Source organism: Rathayibacter sp. PhB186 (assembly GCF_003751825.1).
GTDB lineage: Bacteria > Actinomycetota > Actinomycetes > Actinomycetales > Microbacteriaceae > Rathayibacter > Rathayibacter festucae.
Map to the genome: position 1 here is coordinate 835137 of NZ_RJKO01000001.1, position 15182 is coordinate 850318.

Consider the following 15182-nt stretch of genomic DNA (forward strand, 5'->3'; position numbering starts at 1 on the left):
AGTTCGCGACGTGCGTGTCCTGTAAGGAACGGCCCCGGCATCCGCCGGGAGCACGACGCCAGCGAAAACAAGGAACAGAACAATGAAGGTCAACCCCAGCGTCAAGCGCATCTGCGACCACTGCAAGATCATCCGCCGCCACGGCAACGTGATGGTGATCTGCAGCAGCAACCCCCGCCACAAGCAGCGCCAGGGCTAGTCCTCCGGGACTCCCGGCGCTCCTGCGAGGAGCGCGGGCGGGAAACCGCCCAGCAGCACGGCAACACACCACCCCGCAACGTCAGAAATCGCGCAGCGCCCCGGGTCTCCCGGGGTGAACGGCGAGGACACCTTCGGTCGGAGGCCGAGGCACCGACGTTGCTTCACACCTCCACTCACTCACAGGAGAAGCCACCATGGCACGTCTGGCAGGAGTAGACATCCCGCGCGAGAAGCGCGTGGAGGTCGCACTGACCTACATCTACGGAGTCGGCCGCACCAGCGCGCTGAAGACGCTGAGCGACACGGGGATCGACGGCAACATCCGCGTCAAGGACCTCACCGACGACCAGCTCGTCGCGCTCCGCGACTACATCGAGGGCAACTACAAAGTGGAGGGAGACCTCCGCCGCGAGGTCGCCGCCGACATCCGCCGCAAGGTCGAGATCGGGTCCTACGAGGGCATCCGCCACCGTCGCGGCCTCCCGGTCCGTGGACAGCGCACCAAGACGAACGCTCGCACCCGCAAGGGCCCGAAGCGCACCGTCGCCGGCAAGAAGAAGGCCGGCCGCAAGTAACGCGGGCGACACGGACCTAGAGGAGATAACAAGTGGCTACCCCCAAGTCGGCCGCGCGCAAGCCGCGCCGCAAGGAGAAGAAGAACATCGCTGTGGGCCAGGCCCACATCAAGTCGACGTTCAACAACACCATCGTGTCGATCACCGACCCCGCCGGGGCCGTCATCAGCTGGGCCTCGTCCGGTGGAGTCGGCTTCAAGGGCTCGCGCAAGTCGACGCCGTTCGCCGCCCAGCTCGCTGCCGAGTCGGCCGCGCGTCAGGCGCAGGAGCACGGCATGAAGAAGGTCGACGTCTTCGTGAAGGGCCCGGGCTCGGGTCGCGAGACCGCGATCCGCTCGCTCCAGGCCGCAGGCCTCGAGGTCGGCTCGATCAACGACGTCACCCCGCAGGCGCACAACGGCTGCCGCCCGCCGAAGCGCCGTCGCGTCTAACGCAGCACTCGCAGCCGTCGGCCGGCCGAACGAAGCGCTCTCCAGCGCGACGTGAGGCCGGCCGGCGGATCGCGCATTTCTTTCACAACTTCAGACTCGCAAACGCACGTGTCATATAGCGGACACGTGATCGAAAGGAATCAACAGTGCTTATCGCACAGCGTCCGACGCTCACCGAGGAGAACATCTCGGAGTTCCGTTCCCGCTTCGTCATCGAGCCCCTCGAGCCCGGCTTCGGCTACACGCTCGGCAACTCGCTGCGTCGCACCCTGCTGTCCTCCATCCCCGGCGCCGCTGTCACCAGCATCCGGATCGACGGAGTCCTGCACGAGTTCACGACCGTCCCGGGCGTCCGCGAGGACGTCACCGAGATCATCCTGAACATCAAGGGACTCGTCGTCTCCTCCGAGCACGACGAGCCGATCACCGCCTACCTGCGCAAGCAGGGCGCCGGCCAGGTCACCGCCGCCGACATCTCGGCTCCGGCCGGTGTCGAGATCCACAACCCGGACCTCGTCATCGCGACCCTGAACGACAAGGCGAAGTTCGAGCTCGAGCTCACCATCGAGCGCGGCCGCGGCTACGTGTCGGCGACCCAGAACCGCAGCGAGTTCTCCGAGGCCGGCCAGATCCCGGTCGACTCGATCTACTCGCCCGTGCTCAAGGTCACCTACCGCGTCGAGGCCACCCGTGCCGGCGAGCGCACCGACTTCGACCGCCTCGTCGTCGACGTCGAGTCGAAGCCGGCGATCACGCCGCGCGACGCCATCGCGTCGGCCGGTCGCACGCTGACCGAGCTGTTCGGACTCGCCCGCGAGCTGAACAACGCGGCCGAGGGCATCGAGATCGGCCCCGCGCCGGTCGACGCCGTCCTCTCGACCGAGCTGTCCATGCCCATCGAGGACCTCGACCTCTCGGTGCGCAGCTACAACTGCCTCAAGCGCGAGGGCATCAACAACGTCAATGAGCTCGTCGCCCTCTCGGAGACGCAGCTCATGAACATCCGCAACTTCGGTCAGAAGTCGGTGGATGAGGTCAAGGAGAAGCTGACGGAGCTGGGCCTGTCGCTGAAGGACTCGGTCCCCGGGTTCGACGGCGCCCACTTCTACAGCTACGACGACGAGAGCATCTAGGTCTCCGCTCCGGCGTTCGACCTTCTGACACCCCTTTAGTACTGGAGTAAAGCCATGCCCAAGCCCACGAAGGGCCCCCGCCTCGGAGGCGGTCCCGCACACGAGCGTCTGCTGCTCGCGAACCTGGCCGCGGCCCTGTTCACGCACAAGAGCATCAAGACGACCGAGACCAAGGCCAAGCGCCTGCGTCCCCTCGCCGAGCGTCTGGTGACGTTCGCGAAGCGCGGCGACCTGCACGCCCGCCGCCGCGTCCTCGCGACCATCGGCGACAAGAGCGTCGTGCACGAGCTCTTCACCGAGATCGCGCCGCTCGTCGCCGAGCGTGAGGGCGGCTACACCCGCATCACGAAGATCGGTCCCCGCAAGGGCGACAACGCCCCGATGGCCGTCATCGAGCTCGTCCTCGAGCCCGTGACGCCGAAGGTCAAGAAGTCGCGCACCGGCGCCGCTCCCGTCTCGGCTCCGGTCGAGGACGAGACCGTCGTCGCGGACGCCCCGGCCGAGGACGCCACTGTCGAGGAGGCGCCCGTCGCCGACACGACCGAGGCCGACGCGACCGTCCAGGACGCGCCCGTCGAGGACGCCCCGGTCGAGACGACCGCCGAGACCAAGTAGTCCCGAGCACGTCTCGAGAGCCCTCCGCCCCCTCGGGGACGGGGGGCTCTCGTCGTTCCGCGCGGTGGTCGTCGTCGTACTCGGTGGCGCGGAACGTCGCTTACGATGGCGGGATCGTCCCGACAGAGGATCGGGATGCGTCCGGTACCCCGGCCCCCGTCCTCGTCGGCCAGCAGGAGGAGTTCCGTGCGCGCGCACAATGCGGTCCTGCTCCTCGCCGCGACGGCTCTGCTGACGGGCTGCTCCTCCGCGGGCGTCGTCGACGTGCCGGAGTCGGCGGGCACGACGGCGCCGGATGCGGTCGCCGCCCCCGAGTCCGCGCCCAGCGCGACCGCTGCGACCGTCGCGCCGTCGGCTCCCGCCCTCGACTGCTCCGCGGCACTGCCCGCTTCGGCGGTCGAGACGGCGGTCGGACTGCCCGCCGGAACGGCCGTGCTCGTCCAGGCGGAGGACTCCTGCTCCTACGGCATCGCCGGCAATCCGTCCGCGGTCATCGTCAGCGTCGGGCCCGCGCGGCTCGCGGAGACGTTCGCCGGTGCGGGGGAGGCCGTCGGCGCCGTGCCGGCTCCGCTGGGGGAGGCGGCCTACCGGCTCGAGGGCTCGGCGGCGACGCCGTCCCAGCTGGCCGTCCTGGCGGGCGGCTACGAGCTGCACGTCGAGTCCTTCGTCGGGGACCAGGACGTCCTCGCCGACTGGGCGGTGGCCGTCTTCGACTCGCTCGGCGTCCGGCTCTCGGCCGGCTGATCCGGCGACCCGGAACGGCCCGGCGGACGACCTAGACTCGTCGGGTGCTCCACCGCGTCCGCCTCGATCTGGCCTACGACGGCACCCACTTCGCGGGCTGGGCACTCCAGCCGGGCCTCCGCACGGTGCAGGGCGTCCTCGAGGACGCCCTCGGCGTGCTGCTGCGCTCGGAGGAGCGGACGGTGGTCACCGTCGCGGGCCGCACCGACGCCGGCGTGCACGCGAGCGCGCAGGTGGCGCACCTGGATCTCACGCCCCAGCAGTGGTCGCGCCTGAACGGCAGCCCGCGGGCCGGGACCGAGAAGGTCGCGCCGGAGGTCGTGCTCCAGCGCAAGCTGCAGGGGATCCTCGGTCAGTACTCGGACCTGTCCGTGCACCGGGTGACCCGGGCGCCCGAGGGCTTCGACGCGCGCTTCTCCGCGCGCTGGCGGCGCTACGAGTACCGGCTCGCCGACCGCACCTCGCTGCGGCGGCCGCTCGAGCGCGGCTTCACGACCTGGATCAACGAGGCGGTCGACGAGGGCGTGATGGCGCAGGCGGCCGAGTCGCTGCTCGGCCTGCACGACTACGCCTCGTTCTGCCGCGCGCGCGTCGGAGCCACCACCATCCGCAGCCTCCTCGACTTCACCTGGGAGCGGGACGAGGACGGCGTGCTGCACGCCCACCTGCGCGCCGACGCCTTCTGCCACAGCATGGTGCGCGCCCTCGTCGGCTCCTGCGTGGCCGTGGGGATCGGCAAGCTGGAGGCGGGCGAGCTCCCGCTGCTGCGCGACGCCGCCTGCCGCACGAACGCCTTCGCGGTCATGCCGGCGCGCGGCCTCATCCTGCGCGAGGTCGATTACCCTGAGGACTCGGAACTGGCCGAGCGGGCGGTGCTCACCCGGGTGAAGCGCACCCTGCCCGGCGGGGACGCCCAGGGGGAGGACGACGAGTGATCCGCAGGAACCACCGCGCGAGCGCGCTGGTCGCAGCGCTCGTCCTGCCGGCCGGGCTGCTGCTGGCCGGCTGCTCGTCGTCGGCGATCGACGTGCCGGACCGGGCGCCCGCCGCCGCGGTCGACTCCACCGCGCCGACCGCCGTGCCCACCGCGGTGCCGACCACTCCCGCGGCCGAGCCGACCACCGGTGCGACGATCGAGGTCCTCGACTGCGCCGCGGTGCTGCCGGTGACGGCGATCGAGGCGGCCCTCGAGCTGCCCGAGGGCTTCGTCACCGCCTCGGACCAGGGCTCGGGCTGCGCTTGGGCGATGGCGGGCAACCCCGCCGCGCTCGTCCTGCAGACGGCGACCGGCGCCACCACCGCCGACGTCGCCGCGCAGGAGTCCGAGGCCCCCGTCGAGCCGAGCGGGCTGGGCGACGCCGCCTTCTTCCGCGCCGGCGACCCGGCGGTCGACCCGGCCGCCACGGTCGTCGTGCTCGCCGGGGACCGGCTGCTCTCGCTCCGCTCCTACGTCGGCGGCCAGGCCCCGCTCGAGGAGCTGGCGACCGAGGTCCTGGCCGCGCTGGGGCAGGACGACTCCTGACCCGGACCGCCCGGGGGAGCGCGGCGGCGAGCCCGTGAGCTTCCGCTCCGGTGCGGATTGCTGTACTGTCGACCCTTGGTGTTCTCGGCCGCGTGCCGGCACCCGAAGTTGAGCCCTCCACCGGATCGGTTCGGCCCCCTCGCGGGTCGAACGGCCACGGAGCGGGATTCACGAACTCCTCACTCCGATCAGAAAGCAGCACTCACGTGACTCGCACTTTTTCTCCGAAGCCGGCTGACGTCCAGCACGACTGGATCGTCATCGACGCGTCCGACGTCGTGCTCGGCCGTCTGGCCACCCACGCCGCTGCGCTCCTGCGCGGCAAGCACAAGCCGACGTTCGCGCCGCACATGGACATGGGCGACTTCGTCATCATCGTCAACGCCGAGAAGGTGGCCCTCACCGGCCAGAAGCTCCTCCAGAAGAAGGCGTACCGCCACTCCGGCTACCCGGGCGGCCTCACGGCCACCACGTACGCCGAGCTCCTCGAGAAGAACCCGATCCGCGCCGTCGAGAAGGCCATCCGCGGAATGCTCCCCAAGAACTCCCTCGGTCGTGCGCAGCTGCGCAAGCTGAAGGTCTACACGGGCACCGAGCACCCTCACGCGGCTCAGCAGCCCAAGGCGTACGCCTTCACCCAGGTCGCCCAGTAGGCTCCGGCCCTCCCCGACACCCCAGACTTCGAAGACAAAGGATCACCTACACCGTGGCGAAGATCGCAGACCAGATCGACGTGGCTCCCGAGAGCTACTCCACCGAAAGCCCGGCCACCGAGGCGTCCTCGACGCCCCGCGCCGTCCTCAACGTCTCCGGCGCAGCCGTGGGCCGTCGCAAGCAGGCCATCGCCCGCGTGCGCCTGGTCCCGGGCTCCGGCAGCCTGACCGTGAACGCCCGCGAGTTCGCGGAGTACTTCCCGAACAAGCTGCACCAGCAGCTGATCAACGACCCGTTCAAGGTCCTCGACCTCCTCGGCTCGTACGACGTCGTCGCGAAGATCACCGGCGGCGGCCCCTCCGGCCAGGCCGGTGCGCTCCGCCTCGCGATCGCGCGTGCGCTGAACGAGATCGACCGCGAGAACAACCGCGCCATCCTGAAGAAGGCCGGCTTCCTCACCCGCGACGCTCGCGTCATCGAGCGCAAGAAGGCCGGTCTCAAGAAGGCCCGCAAGGCGTCCCAGTTCTCGAAGCGCTAGTCGCTGCGGCCCCTGCGGCCGCCGATCAGCAGCTTCAGAAGGGGACTGGCATCATGCCGCGCCTGTTCGGAACAGATGGCGTCCGTGGCCTCGCGAATCGCGACGTCACGGCCGACCTGGCCCTCGGCCTCGCCCAGGCGGCCGCCCGTGTACTCGGTGCGGCCGCCCGGGCGGAGGGCCGTCGGCCCCTCGCCGTCCTGGCCCGCGATCCTCGGATCTCGGGCCAGTTCATCGGTGCCGCCGTCGCGGCCGGCCTCGCGAGCGCCGGCGTCGACGTGCTGGACGCGGGAGTGATCCCCACGCCCGCCGCCGCCTACCTCATCGCCGACGAGAGCGCCGACTTCGGCGTGATGATCTCGGCGTCGCACAACCCCGCCGCCGACAACGGCATCAAGTTCTTCGCGGCCGGCGGCCGCAAGCTCCCGGACGAGCTCGAGAACCGCATCGAGGCGGCTCTCGGCGTCCCGCCGCTCACTCCGCTCGGCCCCGACGTCGGCCGCATCCGCCGCTTCGCCGACGCCGAGGACCGCTACGTCCTCCACCTGCTCGGCTCGCTCGGCAGCACCCGCCTGGACGGACTGCACGTGGTCATCGACTGCGCGCACGGCGCCGCCGCGGGCATCTCGCCGGAGGTCTTCACGGATGCCGGCGCGACCGTCACCGTGATCGGCAACGATCCGGACGGCATCAACATCAACGACGGGGTGGGCTCGACCCACCTCGACCACGTCGCCGAGGCGGTCCGCGAGGCGGGCGCCGATCTCGGCATCGCGCACGACGGCGATGCGGACCGCTGCCTCGCGGTCGACGCCGAGGGGCGCGTCGTCGACGGCGACCAGATCATGGCGATCCTCGCGACCTCGATGGCCCGTCGCGGCGTCCTCCGCGACAACGTGCTCGTCGCCACGGTGATGAGCAATCTCGGCCTCAAGACCGCGATGGCCGACGCCGGCATCCGCGTGATCGAGACCGGCGTGGGCGACCGCTACGTGCTCGAGGCCATGAACGACGGCGGCTACTCGCTCGGCGGCGAGCAGTCGGGTCACGTCATCATGAGCCGCTTCGCGACGACCGGCGACGGCGTCCTCACCGGGCTGCAGATCGCGGCCGAGGTGGCGCGGACCGGCAAGTCGCTCGCCGAGCTCGCCTCGGTGATGCGGGTGTTCCCGCAGACGCTCGTCAACGTCCGCGGCGTCGACCGCGAGGGCGTGCACGACGACGCCGTCATCGCGGCCGCCATCGCCGAGGCGGAGCGCGAGCTCGGCACCGGCGGGCGCGTGCTGCTGCGGCCCTCGGGCACCGAGCCGATGGTGCGGGTCATGGTCGAGGCCTCCACCAAGGAGACCGCCGACCGGCTGGCCGAGTCCCTCGCGGCCGTCGTGCTCGAGCAGCTGCGCGTCGCGGCCTAGCGGCTTCACCCGCCGCTGACGCGGGGATCTCGATACGCCCCTGCGGGGCTACTCGACCAGCATGCTTCGATCAGCACGCTTCCGCCGCGCACTCAGATCTTGCGGAGGAGCACCGAGGAGACGGTGTGGTCGGCCTGCTTGCGCAGGACGAGGCTCGCTCGCGAGCGCGTGGGCCGCACGTTCTGCAGCAGGTTCGGCTCGTTGATCGAGGACCAGATGCTCCGGGCCCGCTCGCGCGCCTCGTCGGGCGTCAGCGAGGCGTAGCGGTGGAAGTAGGAGTTCGGGCTCGCGAAGGCGCCCTGCTGCAGCGCGAGGAACCGCTCCTCGTACCAGCGCGCGATGTCGCTCGTCCGCGCGTCGACGTAGACCGTGAAGTCGAAGAGGTCGCTGACCGCGAGGCCGTGCCCGGGCGCGGGCGGCTGCAGGACGTTCAGTCCTTCGACGATCAGCACGTCGGGCCGCCGCACCACGATCTCGGCGTCGCGGACGATGTCGTAGGAGAGGTGCGAGTAGAACGGAGCGCGCACCTCGGCCGCCCCGCCCTTCACCTCCGAGACGAAGCGCAGGAGCGCGCGGCGGTCGTACGACTCCGGGAAGCCTTTCCGGCTCATCAGCCCGCGCCGCTCCAGCTCGCTGTTCGGCAGGAGGAAGCCGTCGGTCGTCACGAGCTCGACGCGCGGGGTGTCGTCCCAGCGGGCGAGCAGCTCGCGGAGCAGGCGGGCGATGGTCGACTTGCCGACCGCGACCGAGCCGGCCACGCCGATCACGAACGGGGTGGGCTGCGCGCGCTCGCCGAGGAAGGTGCTCGTCGCCCGGTGCAGCTGGCGCGCGCCGCCCGCGTAGAGGGTGAGCAGCCGGGACAGCGGGAGGTACACCTCGGCGACCTCGGTGAGGCTCAGCCGGTCGCCCAGCCCGCGCAGCTGCACGACCTCGGTCTCGCTCAGCGGCAGCTCGGTGCTGCGGGCGAGCTCGGCCCAGTCGGAGCGGACGATCTCGACGAACGGGGAGGGGTGCGCCTCGCGCCCGGGTTCGCGAGCTGACGAGGACATCTGCACGATCCTAGCGGCCGTCGCGGCTCGGCCCCGTCGCCGCAGGAGCGCCCCCGCGCGCGATTAGGATCGAGCGCATGTGTGGAATCGTTGGATACGTCGGCGCGCGCGACAGCCTGGCCGTGCTGCTCGGGGGACTGAAGCGACTGGAGTACCGCGGGTACGACTCCGCCGGTGTGGCCGTGATCGACGCCGACGGCCGGATCGACAGCCGCAAGCGCTCCGGCAAGCTCAGCGTCCTCGTCGACGACCTCGAGGCGCACCCCCTCGCGCAGGGCACCACCGGCATCGGGCACACCCGCTGGGCGACGCACGGCGGCCCCACCGACCGCAACGCGCACCCGCACCTTGCGGACGACGGGCGCCTCGCCGTCATCCACAACGGCATCATCGAGAACTTCCAGCCCCTCAAGGAGGAGCTGCTCGCCGAGGGCGCGGTCTTCGAGAGCGAGACCGACACCGAGGTCGCCGCGCACCTCATCGCCCGCGAGCACCGCCGCACCGGCGACCTCGTGCTCGCGTTCCAGGCCGTCGTCGCGCGCCTCGAGGGCGCCTTCACGCTGCTCGCGCTGCACCAGGACCAGCCCGGCGTCGTCGTCGGCGCGCGCCGCAACTCGCCGCTCGTGATCGGCCTCGGCGACGGCGAGAACTTCCTCGGCTCCGACGTCGCCGCGTTCGTCGAGTTCACCCGCCGCGCGGTCGCGATCGGGCAGGACCAGATCGTCACCATCACGCCCGACGCGGTGACCGTCACCGACTTCTTCGGCAACGCGGTCGAGACCGAGCCGTTCGAGATCGCCTGGGACGCCTCCGCCTCCGAGAAGGGCGGCTGGTCGAGCTTCATGGCCAAGGAGATCAGCGAGGGCCCGGAGGCGGTCGCCAAGACGCTCCTCGGCCGCATCCAGGACGGCGCGATCGTCCTGCCGGAGCTCGCGTCGCTCGACGCGACCCTCACCGACATCGACCGCATCACCGTGATCGCCTGCGGCACCGCCGCCTACTCCGGCATGGTCGCCAAGTACGCGATCGAGAAGTGGGCGCGCGTGCCGGTCGAGGTCGAGCTGAGCCACGAGTTCCGCTACCGCGACCCGGTGCTGACTCCGCGCACGCTGGTCGTCTCGATCAGCCAGTCCGGCGAGACCATGGACACGCTGATGGCCGTGAAGTACGCCCGCGAGAAGGGCGCGAAGACGCTCTCCGTCTGCAACACCCAGGGCGCGACGATCCCCCGCGAATCCGACGCGGTGCTCTACACCCACGCCGGCCCGGAGGTCGCGGTCGCCTCGACCAAGGCGTTCGTCGCCCAGATCGCGGCGCTCTACCTCTTCGGTCTGCACCTGGCCGCGGTCCGCGGTGCGGCCACGCCCGAGCTGGTCGCCTCGCAGGCCGCGCAGCTCGCGGCGATCCCCGAGAAGCTCTCGCGCGTCCTCGACGCCTCCGAGGCGATCGCCCAGCTCGCCGGCTGGATGGCGGACACCCGCGCGGTGCTCTTCCTCGGCCGCCACGTCGGCTACCCGGTGGCACTCGAGGGCGCGCTCAAGCTCAAGGAGCTCGCCTACATCCACGCCGAGGGCTTCGCTGCGGGCGAGCTCAAGCACGGGCCGATCGCGCTGATCGAGCCGGGGCAGGTCGTCTTCGTCATCGTGCCGAGCCCGAGTGAGTCCTACGAGCTGCAGCGCAAGGTGATCTCGAACATCCAGGAGATCAAGGCGCGCGGCGCCCGGGTGATCGCGATCGCCGAGCAGGGCGACGCCGCCGCGATCCAGATCGCCGACGAGGTCGTGCCGATCCCGCTGGCCGACCCGCTGTTCGAGCCGCTGCTCGCGGTGACGCCGCTGCAGATGTTCGCGATGGAGCTCGCCTCGGCCAAGGGCCTCGACGTCGACCAGCCGCGCAACCTCGCCAAGTCGGTCACGGTCGAGTGACCCTGCCGTGATCGTCGGGATCGGCGTGGACGTGGTGGATCTCGCGCGCTTCGAGCGGGCGATCTCCCGCACGCCCCGGCTCCGCGAGCGGCTGTTCGCCGAGAGCGAACGCGACCTGCCGACGGCCTCGCTGGCGGGACGGTTCGCGGCGAAGGAGGCTCTGATCAAGGCGCTCGGCGACTCGGCCGGCGCGCGCTGGCACGACATGGTGGTCGAGCGGGACGAGCACGGGAATCCGTCCTTCGTCCTGCACGGCGCAGCGCGCGCGGCGGCGGAGTCGCGCGGGATCGCGCGGGTGCACCTCTCGATGAGCCACGACGCCGGCGTCGCCTGCGCGTTCGTGGTGGCCGAGTCGTGATCGCGCCGCTCGCCTTCCGCGAGGCGCTGATCGATCTGGACGCCGTCGCGGCGAACACGGCGCGGCTCCGGGAGCTGACGGCCGCGCCCCGGCTGATGGCGGTCGTCAAGGCGAACGCCTACGGGCACGGCGCGCTCGCCGTCGCGCAGGCGGCGCTCGCCGGCGGCGCGGACGCGCTCGGCACGGCCGATCTCGACGAGGCGGTCGCGCTCCGCGAGGCCGGGATCCTGGCGCCGGTGCTCTGCTGGCTGCACGACCCCGAGCAGGACTTCGACACCGCTCTCGAGCACGGGATCGAGGTCGCCGTCTCCTCGGTCGGTCAGCTCGACCGGCTCGCGCAGGCCGCCGAGGACCGCGGCGTGCGCGGGGCGGTGCAGCTCAAGGTCGACACCGGACTCAGCCGCAATGGGGCGGCGGAGGCGGAGTGGGTGCCGCTCGCGCAGTCCCTCGTGCAGCACGCGGCGCGCGGCTCGCTGCAGCTCACCGGGCTGTTCTCGCACCTCTCCAACACCTCGCGCGAGGAGGACCTCGCGCAGCTCGCGCTGCTGCGCCGCGCGGAGGAGGTGCTGCGCGCGCACGGGACGCCGGCGCCGCTGGTGCACCTCGCCGCCACGGCCGCGGCGCTCCGCCTGCCGGAGGCGCGGCTCGACCAGGTGCGCACCGGCATCGGCGTGTACGGGCTCTCGCCGTTCGACGACGAGACGTCCCTCGGGCTCGGCCTGGTGCCGGCGATGACCCTGCAGGGGCGGGTGGCCGGAGTGCGGCGGGTGCCCGCGGGGACGGGCGTCAGCTACGACTACGCCTACCGCGCGTCCGGCGAGACGACGCTCGCGCTGGTGCCGTTCGGCTACGCCGACGGGATCCCGCGCGCCGCCTCCGGTGTCGCCGAGGTGTCGATCGGCGGGCGCCGGCACCGCATCGCCGGGCGGGTGGCGATGGACCAGTTCGTCGTCGACGTCGGGGATGCTCCCGTCGCGGTCGGCGACCCGGTGACGCTCTGGGGCGACCCGACCACCGGAGTTCCGTCGGTCGACGAGTGGGCGCGCTGGTGCGGCACCATCAACTACGAGCTCGTCACCCGGGTCGGGCACCGCGTTCCGCGGAGGACGGTCGGCGGCTCTGCGGGAGGCGTCCGTGCCTGAGCGGGACTGGTTCGCCGACCGCACCGTCGAGATCGCGGATCCGGAGGCGATGGAGGAGCTCGGTCGCTCCCTCGGCGGGGTGCTGCGCGCCGGCGACCTGCTGGTGCTGACCGGGCCGCTCGGGGCGGGCAAGACGACCTTCACCCGCGGGCTCGGTGAGGGGCTCGGGGTGCGCGGGCCGGTGACCAGCCCGACCTTCGTGATCGCGCGGACGCACCCGCCGCTGCACGGCGGCCCGCCGCTCGTGCACGTGGACGCCTACCGCGTCGGCTCCGCGGTGGAGCTGGACGACCTCGACCTCGACATCGAGCACTCGGTCGTGGTGGTCGAGTGGGGCGCCGGTCTGCTCGACGGCGTGGCGGACTCGTGGCTCGACATCGTCCTGGAGCGCCCGACCGGCGGCTCCGACGCCGAGGACGGCGAGGAGCCCATCGAGCCGCGCACGGTGCGCTTCCGCGGCACGGGCTGGCGCTGACCGCTCTGCTGACGGCGGGTCTCGAGACGCCGCTGTGCGGCTGCTCGACCAGCATGATCTGCATGCCGATCGAGCAGCCCTCGGAGAGGGCGTATCGAGATCCACCGAGCAGCTGCGGAGCGCCGCAGGCTCCTCGGCCGGTGCCCCGTCGCCCGCGGGTACCCTGTCAGGGTGCTGCTCGCGATCGACACCTCCTCCGGTACCTCCGTCGCCGTCGTCGGCGCCGACGGGGCGGTCCGGGCCGAGCGCACCGAGACCGACACCATGCGGCACGCCGAGGTCGTCGGCCGGCTGATCGAGGAGGCCCTCGGGGCGGCCGGCATCGGCCCCGACGCGATCGAGGCCGTCGCCGTCGGCATGGGCCCCGGCCCCTTCACCGGCCTCCGGGTCGGCATCGCCGCGGCCCGCGCCTTCGCGTTCGGCCGCGACGTACCCACTCTCCCGGTCGTCTCGCACGACGCGGTCGCGCTCGGCGCCCTGCGCCACGGCCGTGCCGCCGGCTTCCTCGTCGTCACCGACGCGCGCCGCCGCGAGCTCTACTGGAGCGCCTACGCCGGCCTCGACGAGCAGGGCCTGCCCGTCCGCACCGCCGGACCCGGCCTCGACAAGCCGCCCGCGCTGCCCTTCCCCGAGCTGCCCCTCCTCGAGGCGGAGACGGTGTCCGCCGCCGAGCTCGGCGTCGTGGCCGCGCTCACCCGCGCGGCCGGCCGCGACCCCGCGGCCGACGAGCCGCTCTACCTCCGCTCGCCCGACGTCACACTCTCGGCCGGTCCCAAGCGGGTCACCGCGTGAGCGCGGAGCTGCGCGACGCCACCGTCCACGACCTCGACGCGATCATGGCGATCGAGGAGTCCGAGTTCACCAGCGACGCCTGGTCCCGCACGATGATGCGCGAGGAGATCCGCAGCCGGCACACCCGCTACCTGGTCGCCGAGGACGCGGGCGAGCTGGTCGGCTACGCCGGGCTGCTCTGCCCGGTCGGCGCGCACGAGGGCGACGTGCAGACCATCGCGGTGCTCGCCTCCGCGCGCCGCACCGGACTCGGCAGGCGCCTCCTGCGCGCGCTCGTCGCCACCGCCGCCGAGCGCGGTGCCCGCGAGGTCTTCCTCGAGGTCCGTGCCGACAACCCCGTCGCCCAGTCGCTCTACCGCTCGGAGGGCTTCGAGGAGATCGGGGTCCGCCCCGCCTACTACCAGCCCGACAACGTCGACGCGCTCGTGATGCGCGCGCCGATCGCCGCCCCTCGACAGGAGTCGCCATGACCGCCGGTCCGCTCGTCCTCGGCATCGAGACCAGCTGCGACGAGACCGGGATCGGCATCGTCCGCGGCACGACGCTCCTCGCCAACACCATCGCCTCGTCGATGGAGGAGCACGCCCGCTACGGCGGTGTGGTGCCCGAGGTCGCCGCCCGCGCGCACCTCGAGGCGCTCGAGCCGACGCTGCGGACGGCGCTCGCCGAGGCCGGCGTCACGCTGCAGGAGCTGGACGCGATCGCGGTCACCAGCGGCCCCGGGCTCTCCGGGGCGCTGATGGTCGGCGTCGGCGCGGCGAAGGCGCTGGCGGTCTCGCTCGGGAAGCCGCTCTACGCGGTCAACCACCTCGTCGGGCACGTCGGGGCCGACGTCCTGCGCGCCGACGGCGGCGAGGGCGGCCCGGTCGAGGTGCCGACCATCGCGCTGCTCGTCTCGGGCGGGCACACCTCGCTCCTGCACGTGCGCGATCTCGTCTCCGATGTCGAGCTGCTCGGCGAGACGATCGACGACGCGGCCGGCGAGGCGTTCGACAAGGTCGCCCGCGTGCTCGGCCTGCCCTACCCCGGCGGCCCGCAGATCGACCGCGTCGCCGCCGACGGCGATCCGCGGGCCATCCGCTTCCCCCGCGGCCTCACCCTCCCGAAGGACAGGGAGAAGCACCGCTACGACTTCTCCTTCTCGGGGCTGAAGACCGCCGTCGCGCGCTGGGTGGAGAAGCGCCAGGACGCGGGCGAGGAGGTGCCGGTCGCCGACGTCGCCGCGAGCTTCCGCGAGGCGGTCGCCGACGTGCTGCTCACCAAGGCGATCGCGGCCTGCGTCGACCGGGAGGTGCCCCGGCTGCTGCTGGGCGGGGGAGTGGTCGCCAACGCGCGGGTCCGCGAGCTCGCCGAGGAGCGCTGCGCGGCGGCGGGTATCGCACTGCGGATCCCCCCGCTCTCGCTCTGCACCGACAACGGCGCGATGATCGCGGCGCTCGGCGCCCAGCTGATCGAGGCGGGGCACGCGCCCTCGAGCCTCTCCTTCGGCGCCGACTCCACGCTGCCCGTCACCGAGATCCAGGTGCGCTAGGCGCTCTACCGCAGTGCCGTCTCGCGTCACAAGCGCCGTCCAGGGTTTTGACAGCCCTCCGGGGACGCTGCCACTCTGAGCGCATCCA

Annotated in this window: 19 protein-coding genes; 18 read left to right on the plus strand and 1 reads right to left on the minus strand. The window is 72.2% G+C overall.

Going from position 1 to position 15182, the window contains the following annotated elements:
- Positions 1-82: 82 nt before the first annotated feature.
- The 11 genes from rpmJ to glmM all read left to right on the plus strand — a co-directional run bounded on the left by rpmJ (position 83) and on the right by glmM (position 7822).
- The gene (gene rpmJ, locus EDF45_RS03930) at positions 83-199 is read left to right on the plus strand and encodes a 50S ribosomal protein L36 (RefSeq protein WP_055787164.1); all 117 of its coding nucleotides are present in this window, start codon (positions 83-85) and stop codon (positions 197-199) included.
- A gap of 196 nt (positions 200-395) precedes the next feature.
- Positions 396-776, plus strand: coding sequence for a 30S ribosomal protein S13 (gene rpsM, locus EDF45_RS03935; protein ID WP_056037260.1), 381 nt, complete (start codon positions 396-398; stop codon positions 774-776).
- A 32-nt stretch (positions 777-808) separates the two neighbouring features.
- Entirely contained in the window at positions 809-1207 is a 399-nt protein-coding gene (rpsK, locus tag EDF45_RS03940) for a 30S ribosomal protein S11 (protein ID WP_056037257.1), read from the plus strand.
- 146 nt (positions 1208-1353) lie between these two features.
- A complete protein-coding gene (locus EDF45_RS03945) occupies positions 1354-2340 on the plus strand; it encodes a DNA-directed RNA polymerase subunit alpha (protein ID WP_123445069.1) in 987 nt (328 codons plus the stop codon).
- A gap of 54 nt (positions 2341-2394) precedes the next feature.
- Positions 2395-2955, plus strand: coding sequence for a 50S ribosomal protein L17 (rplQ, locus tag EDF45_RS03950; RefSeq protein WP_123445070.1), 561 nt, complete (start codon positions 2395-2397; stop codon positions 2953-2955).
- Positions 2956-3141: 186 nt separating this feature from the next.
- Positions 3142-3699, plus strand: coding sequence for a hypothetical protein (locus EDF45_RS03955; protein WP_123735037.1), 558 nt, complete (start codon positions 3142-3144; stop codon positions 3697-3699).
- Between the two features lie 44 nt (positions 3700-3743).
- Positions 3744-4634: a tRNA pseudouridine(38-40) synthase TruA gene (locus tag EDF45_RS03960; RefSeq protein ID WP_123735038.1), complete on the plus strand. Its 891-nt coding sequence runs from the start codon at positions 3744-3746 to the stop codon at positions 4632-4634.
- Complete coding sequence (locus EDF45_RS03965) at positions 4631-5221, plus strand: hypothetical protein (protein ID WP_123735039.1); 591 nt, start codon at positions 4631-4633, stop codon at positions 5219-5221. The genes EDF45_RS03960 and EDF45_RS03965 overlap by 4 nt, the downstream gene beginning before the upstream one ends.
- A gap of 206 nt (positions 5222-5427) precedes the next feature.
- Positions 5428-5874 carry a 50S ribosomal protein L13 gene (gene rplM, locus EDF45_RS03970; protein WP_123445074.1) on the plus strand — a complete coding sequence of 149 codons (447 nt, stop codon included), beginning with the start codon at positions 5428-5430 and terminating at the stop codon, positions 5872-5874.
- 53 nt (positions 5875-5927) lie between these two features.
- The gene (rpsI, locus tag EDF45_RS03975) at positions 5928-6413 is read left to right on the plus strand and encodes a 30S ribosomal protein S9 (RefSeq protein ID WP_123445075.1); all 486 of its coding nucleotides are present in this window, start codon (positions 5928-5930) and stop codon (positions 6411-6413) included.
- 53 nt (positions 6414-6466) lie between these two features.
- Positions 6467-7822: a phosphoglucosamine mutase gene (gene glmM, locus EDF45_RS03980; RefSeq protein WP_123735040.1), complete on the plus strand. Its 1356-nt coding sequence runs from the start codon at positions 6467-6469 to the stop codon at positions 7820-7822.
- A gap of 92 nt (positions 7823-7914) precedes the next feature.
- On the opposite strand, the gene coaA is transcribed toward glmM, so the two are convergent.
- Entirely contained in the window at positions 7915-8871 is a 957-nt protein-coding gene (gene coaA / locus EDF45_RS03985) for a type I pantothenate kinase (RefSeq protein ID WP_123445076.1), read from the minus strand.
- 77 nt (positions 8872-8948) lie between these two features.
- Between coaA and glmS the strand changes: the two genes are divergently transcribed.
- The 7 genes from glmS to tsaD all read left to right on the plus strand — a co-directional run bounded on the left by glmS (position 8949) and on the right by tsaD (position 15094).
- A complete protein-coding gene (gene glmS / locus EDF45_RS03990; protein WP_123735041.1) occupies positions 8949-10796 on the plus strand; it encodes a glutamine--fructose-6-phosphate transaminase (isomerizing) in 1848 nt (615 codons plus the stop codon).
- Between the two features lie 7 nt (positions 10797-10803).
- Positions 10804-11154, plus strand: coding sequence for a holo-ACP synthase (locus EDF45_RS03995; RefSeq protein WP_123445078.1), 351 nt, complete (start codon positions 10804-10806; stop codon positions 11152-11154).
- Positions 11151-12296 (plus strand): alanine racemase, encoded by a 1146-nt coding sequence (gene alr, locus EDF45_RS04000; protein ID WP_123735042.1) that lies wholly within the window; start codon positions 11151-11153, stop codon positions 12294-12296. The genes EDF45_RS03995 and alr overlap by 4 nt, the downstream gene beginning before the upstream one ends.
- Before the next feature lie 49 nt (positions 12297-12345).
- A complete protein-coding gene (gene tsaE, locus EDF45_RS04005; RefSeq protein WP_123735574.1) occupies positions 12346-12771 on the plus strand; it encodes a tRNA (adenosine(37)-N6)-threonylcarbamoyltransferase complex ATPase subunit type 1 TsaE in 426 nt (141 codons plus the stop codon).
- Positions 12772-12942: 171 nt separating this feature from the next.
- On the plus strand, positions 12943-13563 hold the full coding sequence (gene tsaB / locus EDF45_RS04010; protein ID WP_123735043.1) for a tRNA (adenosine(37)-N6)-threonylcarbamoyltransferase complex dimerization subunit type 1 TsaB: 621 nt from the start codon (positions 12943-12945) through the stop codon (positions 13561-13563).
- Positions 13560-14033 carry a ribosomal protein S18-alanine N-acetyltransferase gene (gene rimI, locus EDF45_RS04015; protein WP_311316330.1) on the plus strand — a complete coding sequence of 158 codons (474 nt, stop codon included), beginning with the start codon at positions 13560-13562 and terminating at the stop codon, positions 14031-14033. Before tsaB ends, rimI begins: the two co-directional genes overlap by 4 nt.
- The gene (gene tsaD, locus EDF45_RS04020) at positions 14030-15094 is read left to right on the plus strand and encodes a tRNA (adenosine(37)-N6)-threonylcarbamoyltransferase complex transferase subunit TsaD (protein ID WP_123735044.1); all 1065 of its coding nucleotides are present in this window, start codon (positions 14030-14032) and stop codon (positions 15092-15094) included. Before rimI ends, tsaD begins: the two co-directional genes overlap by 4 nt.
- Positions 15095-15182 lie beyond the last annotated feature (88 nt).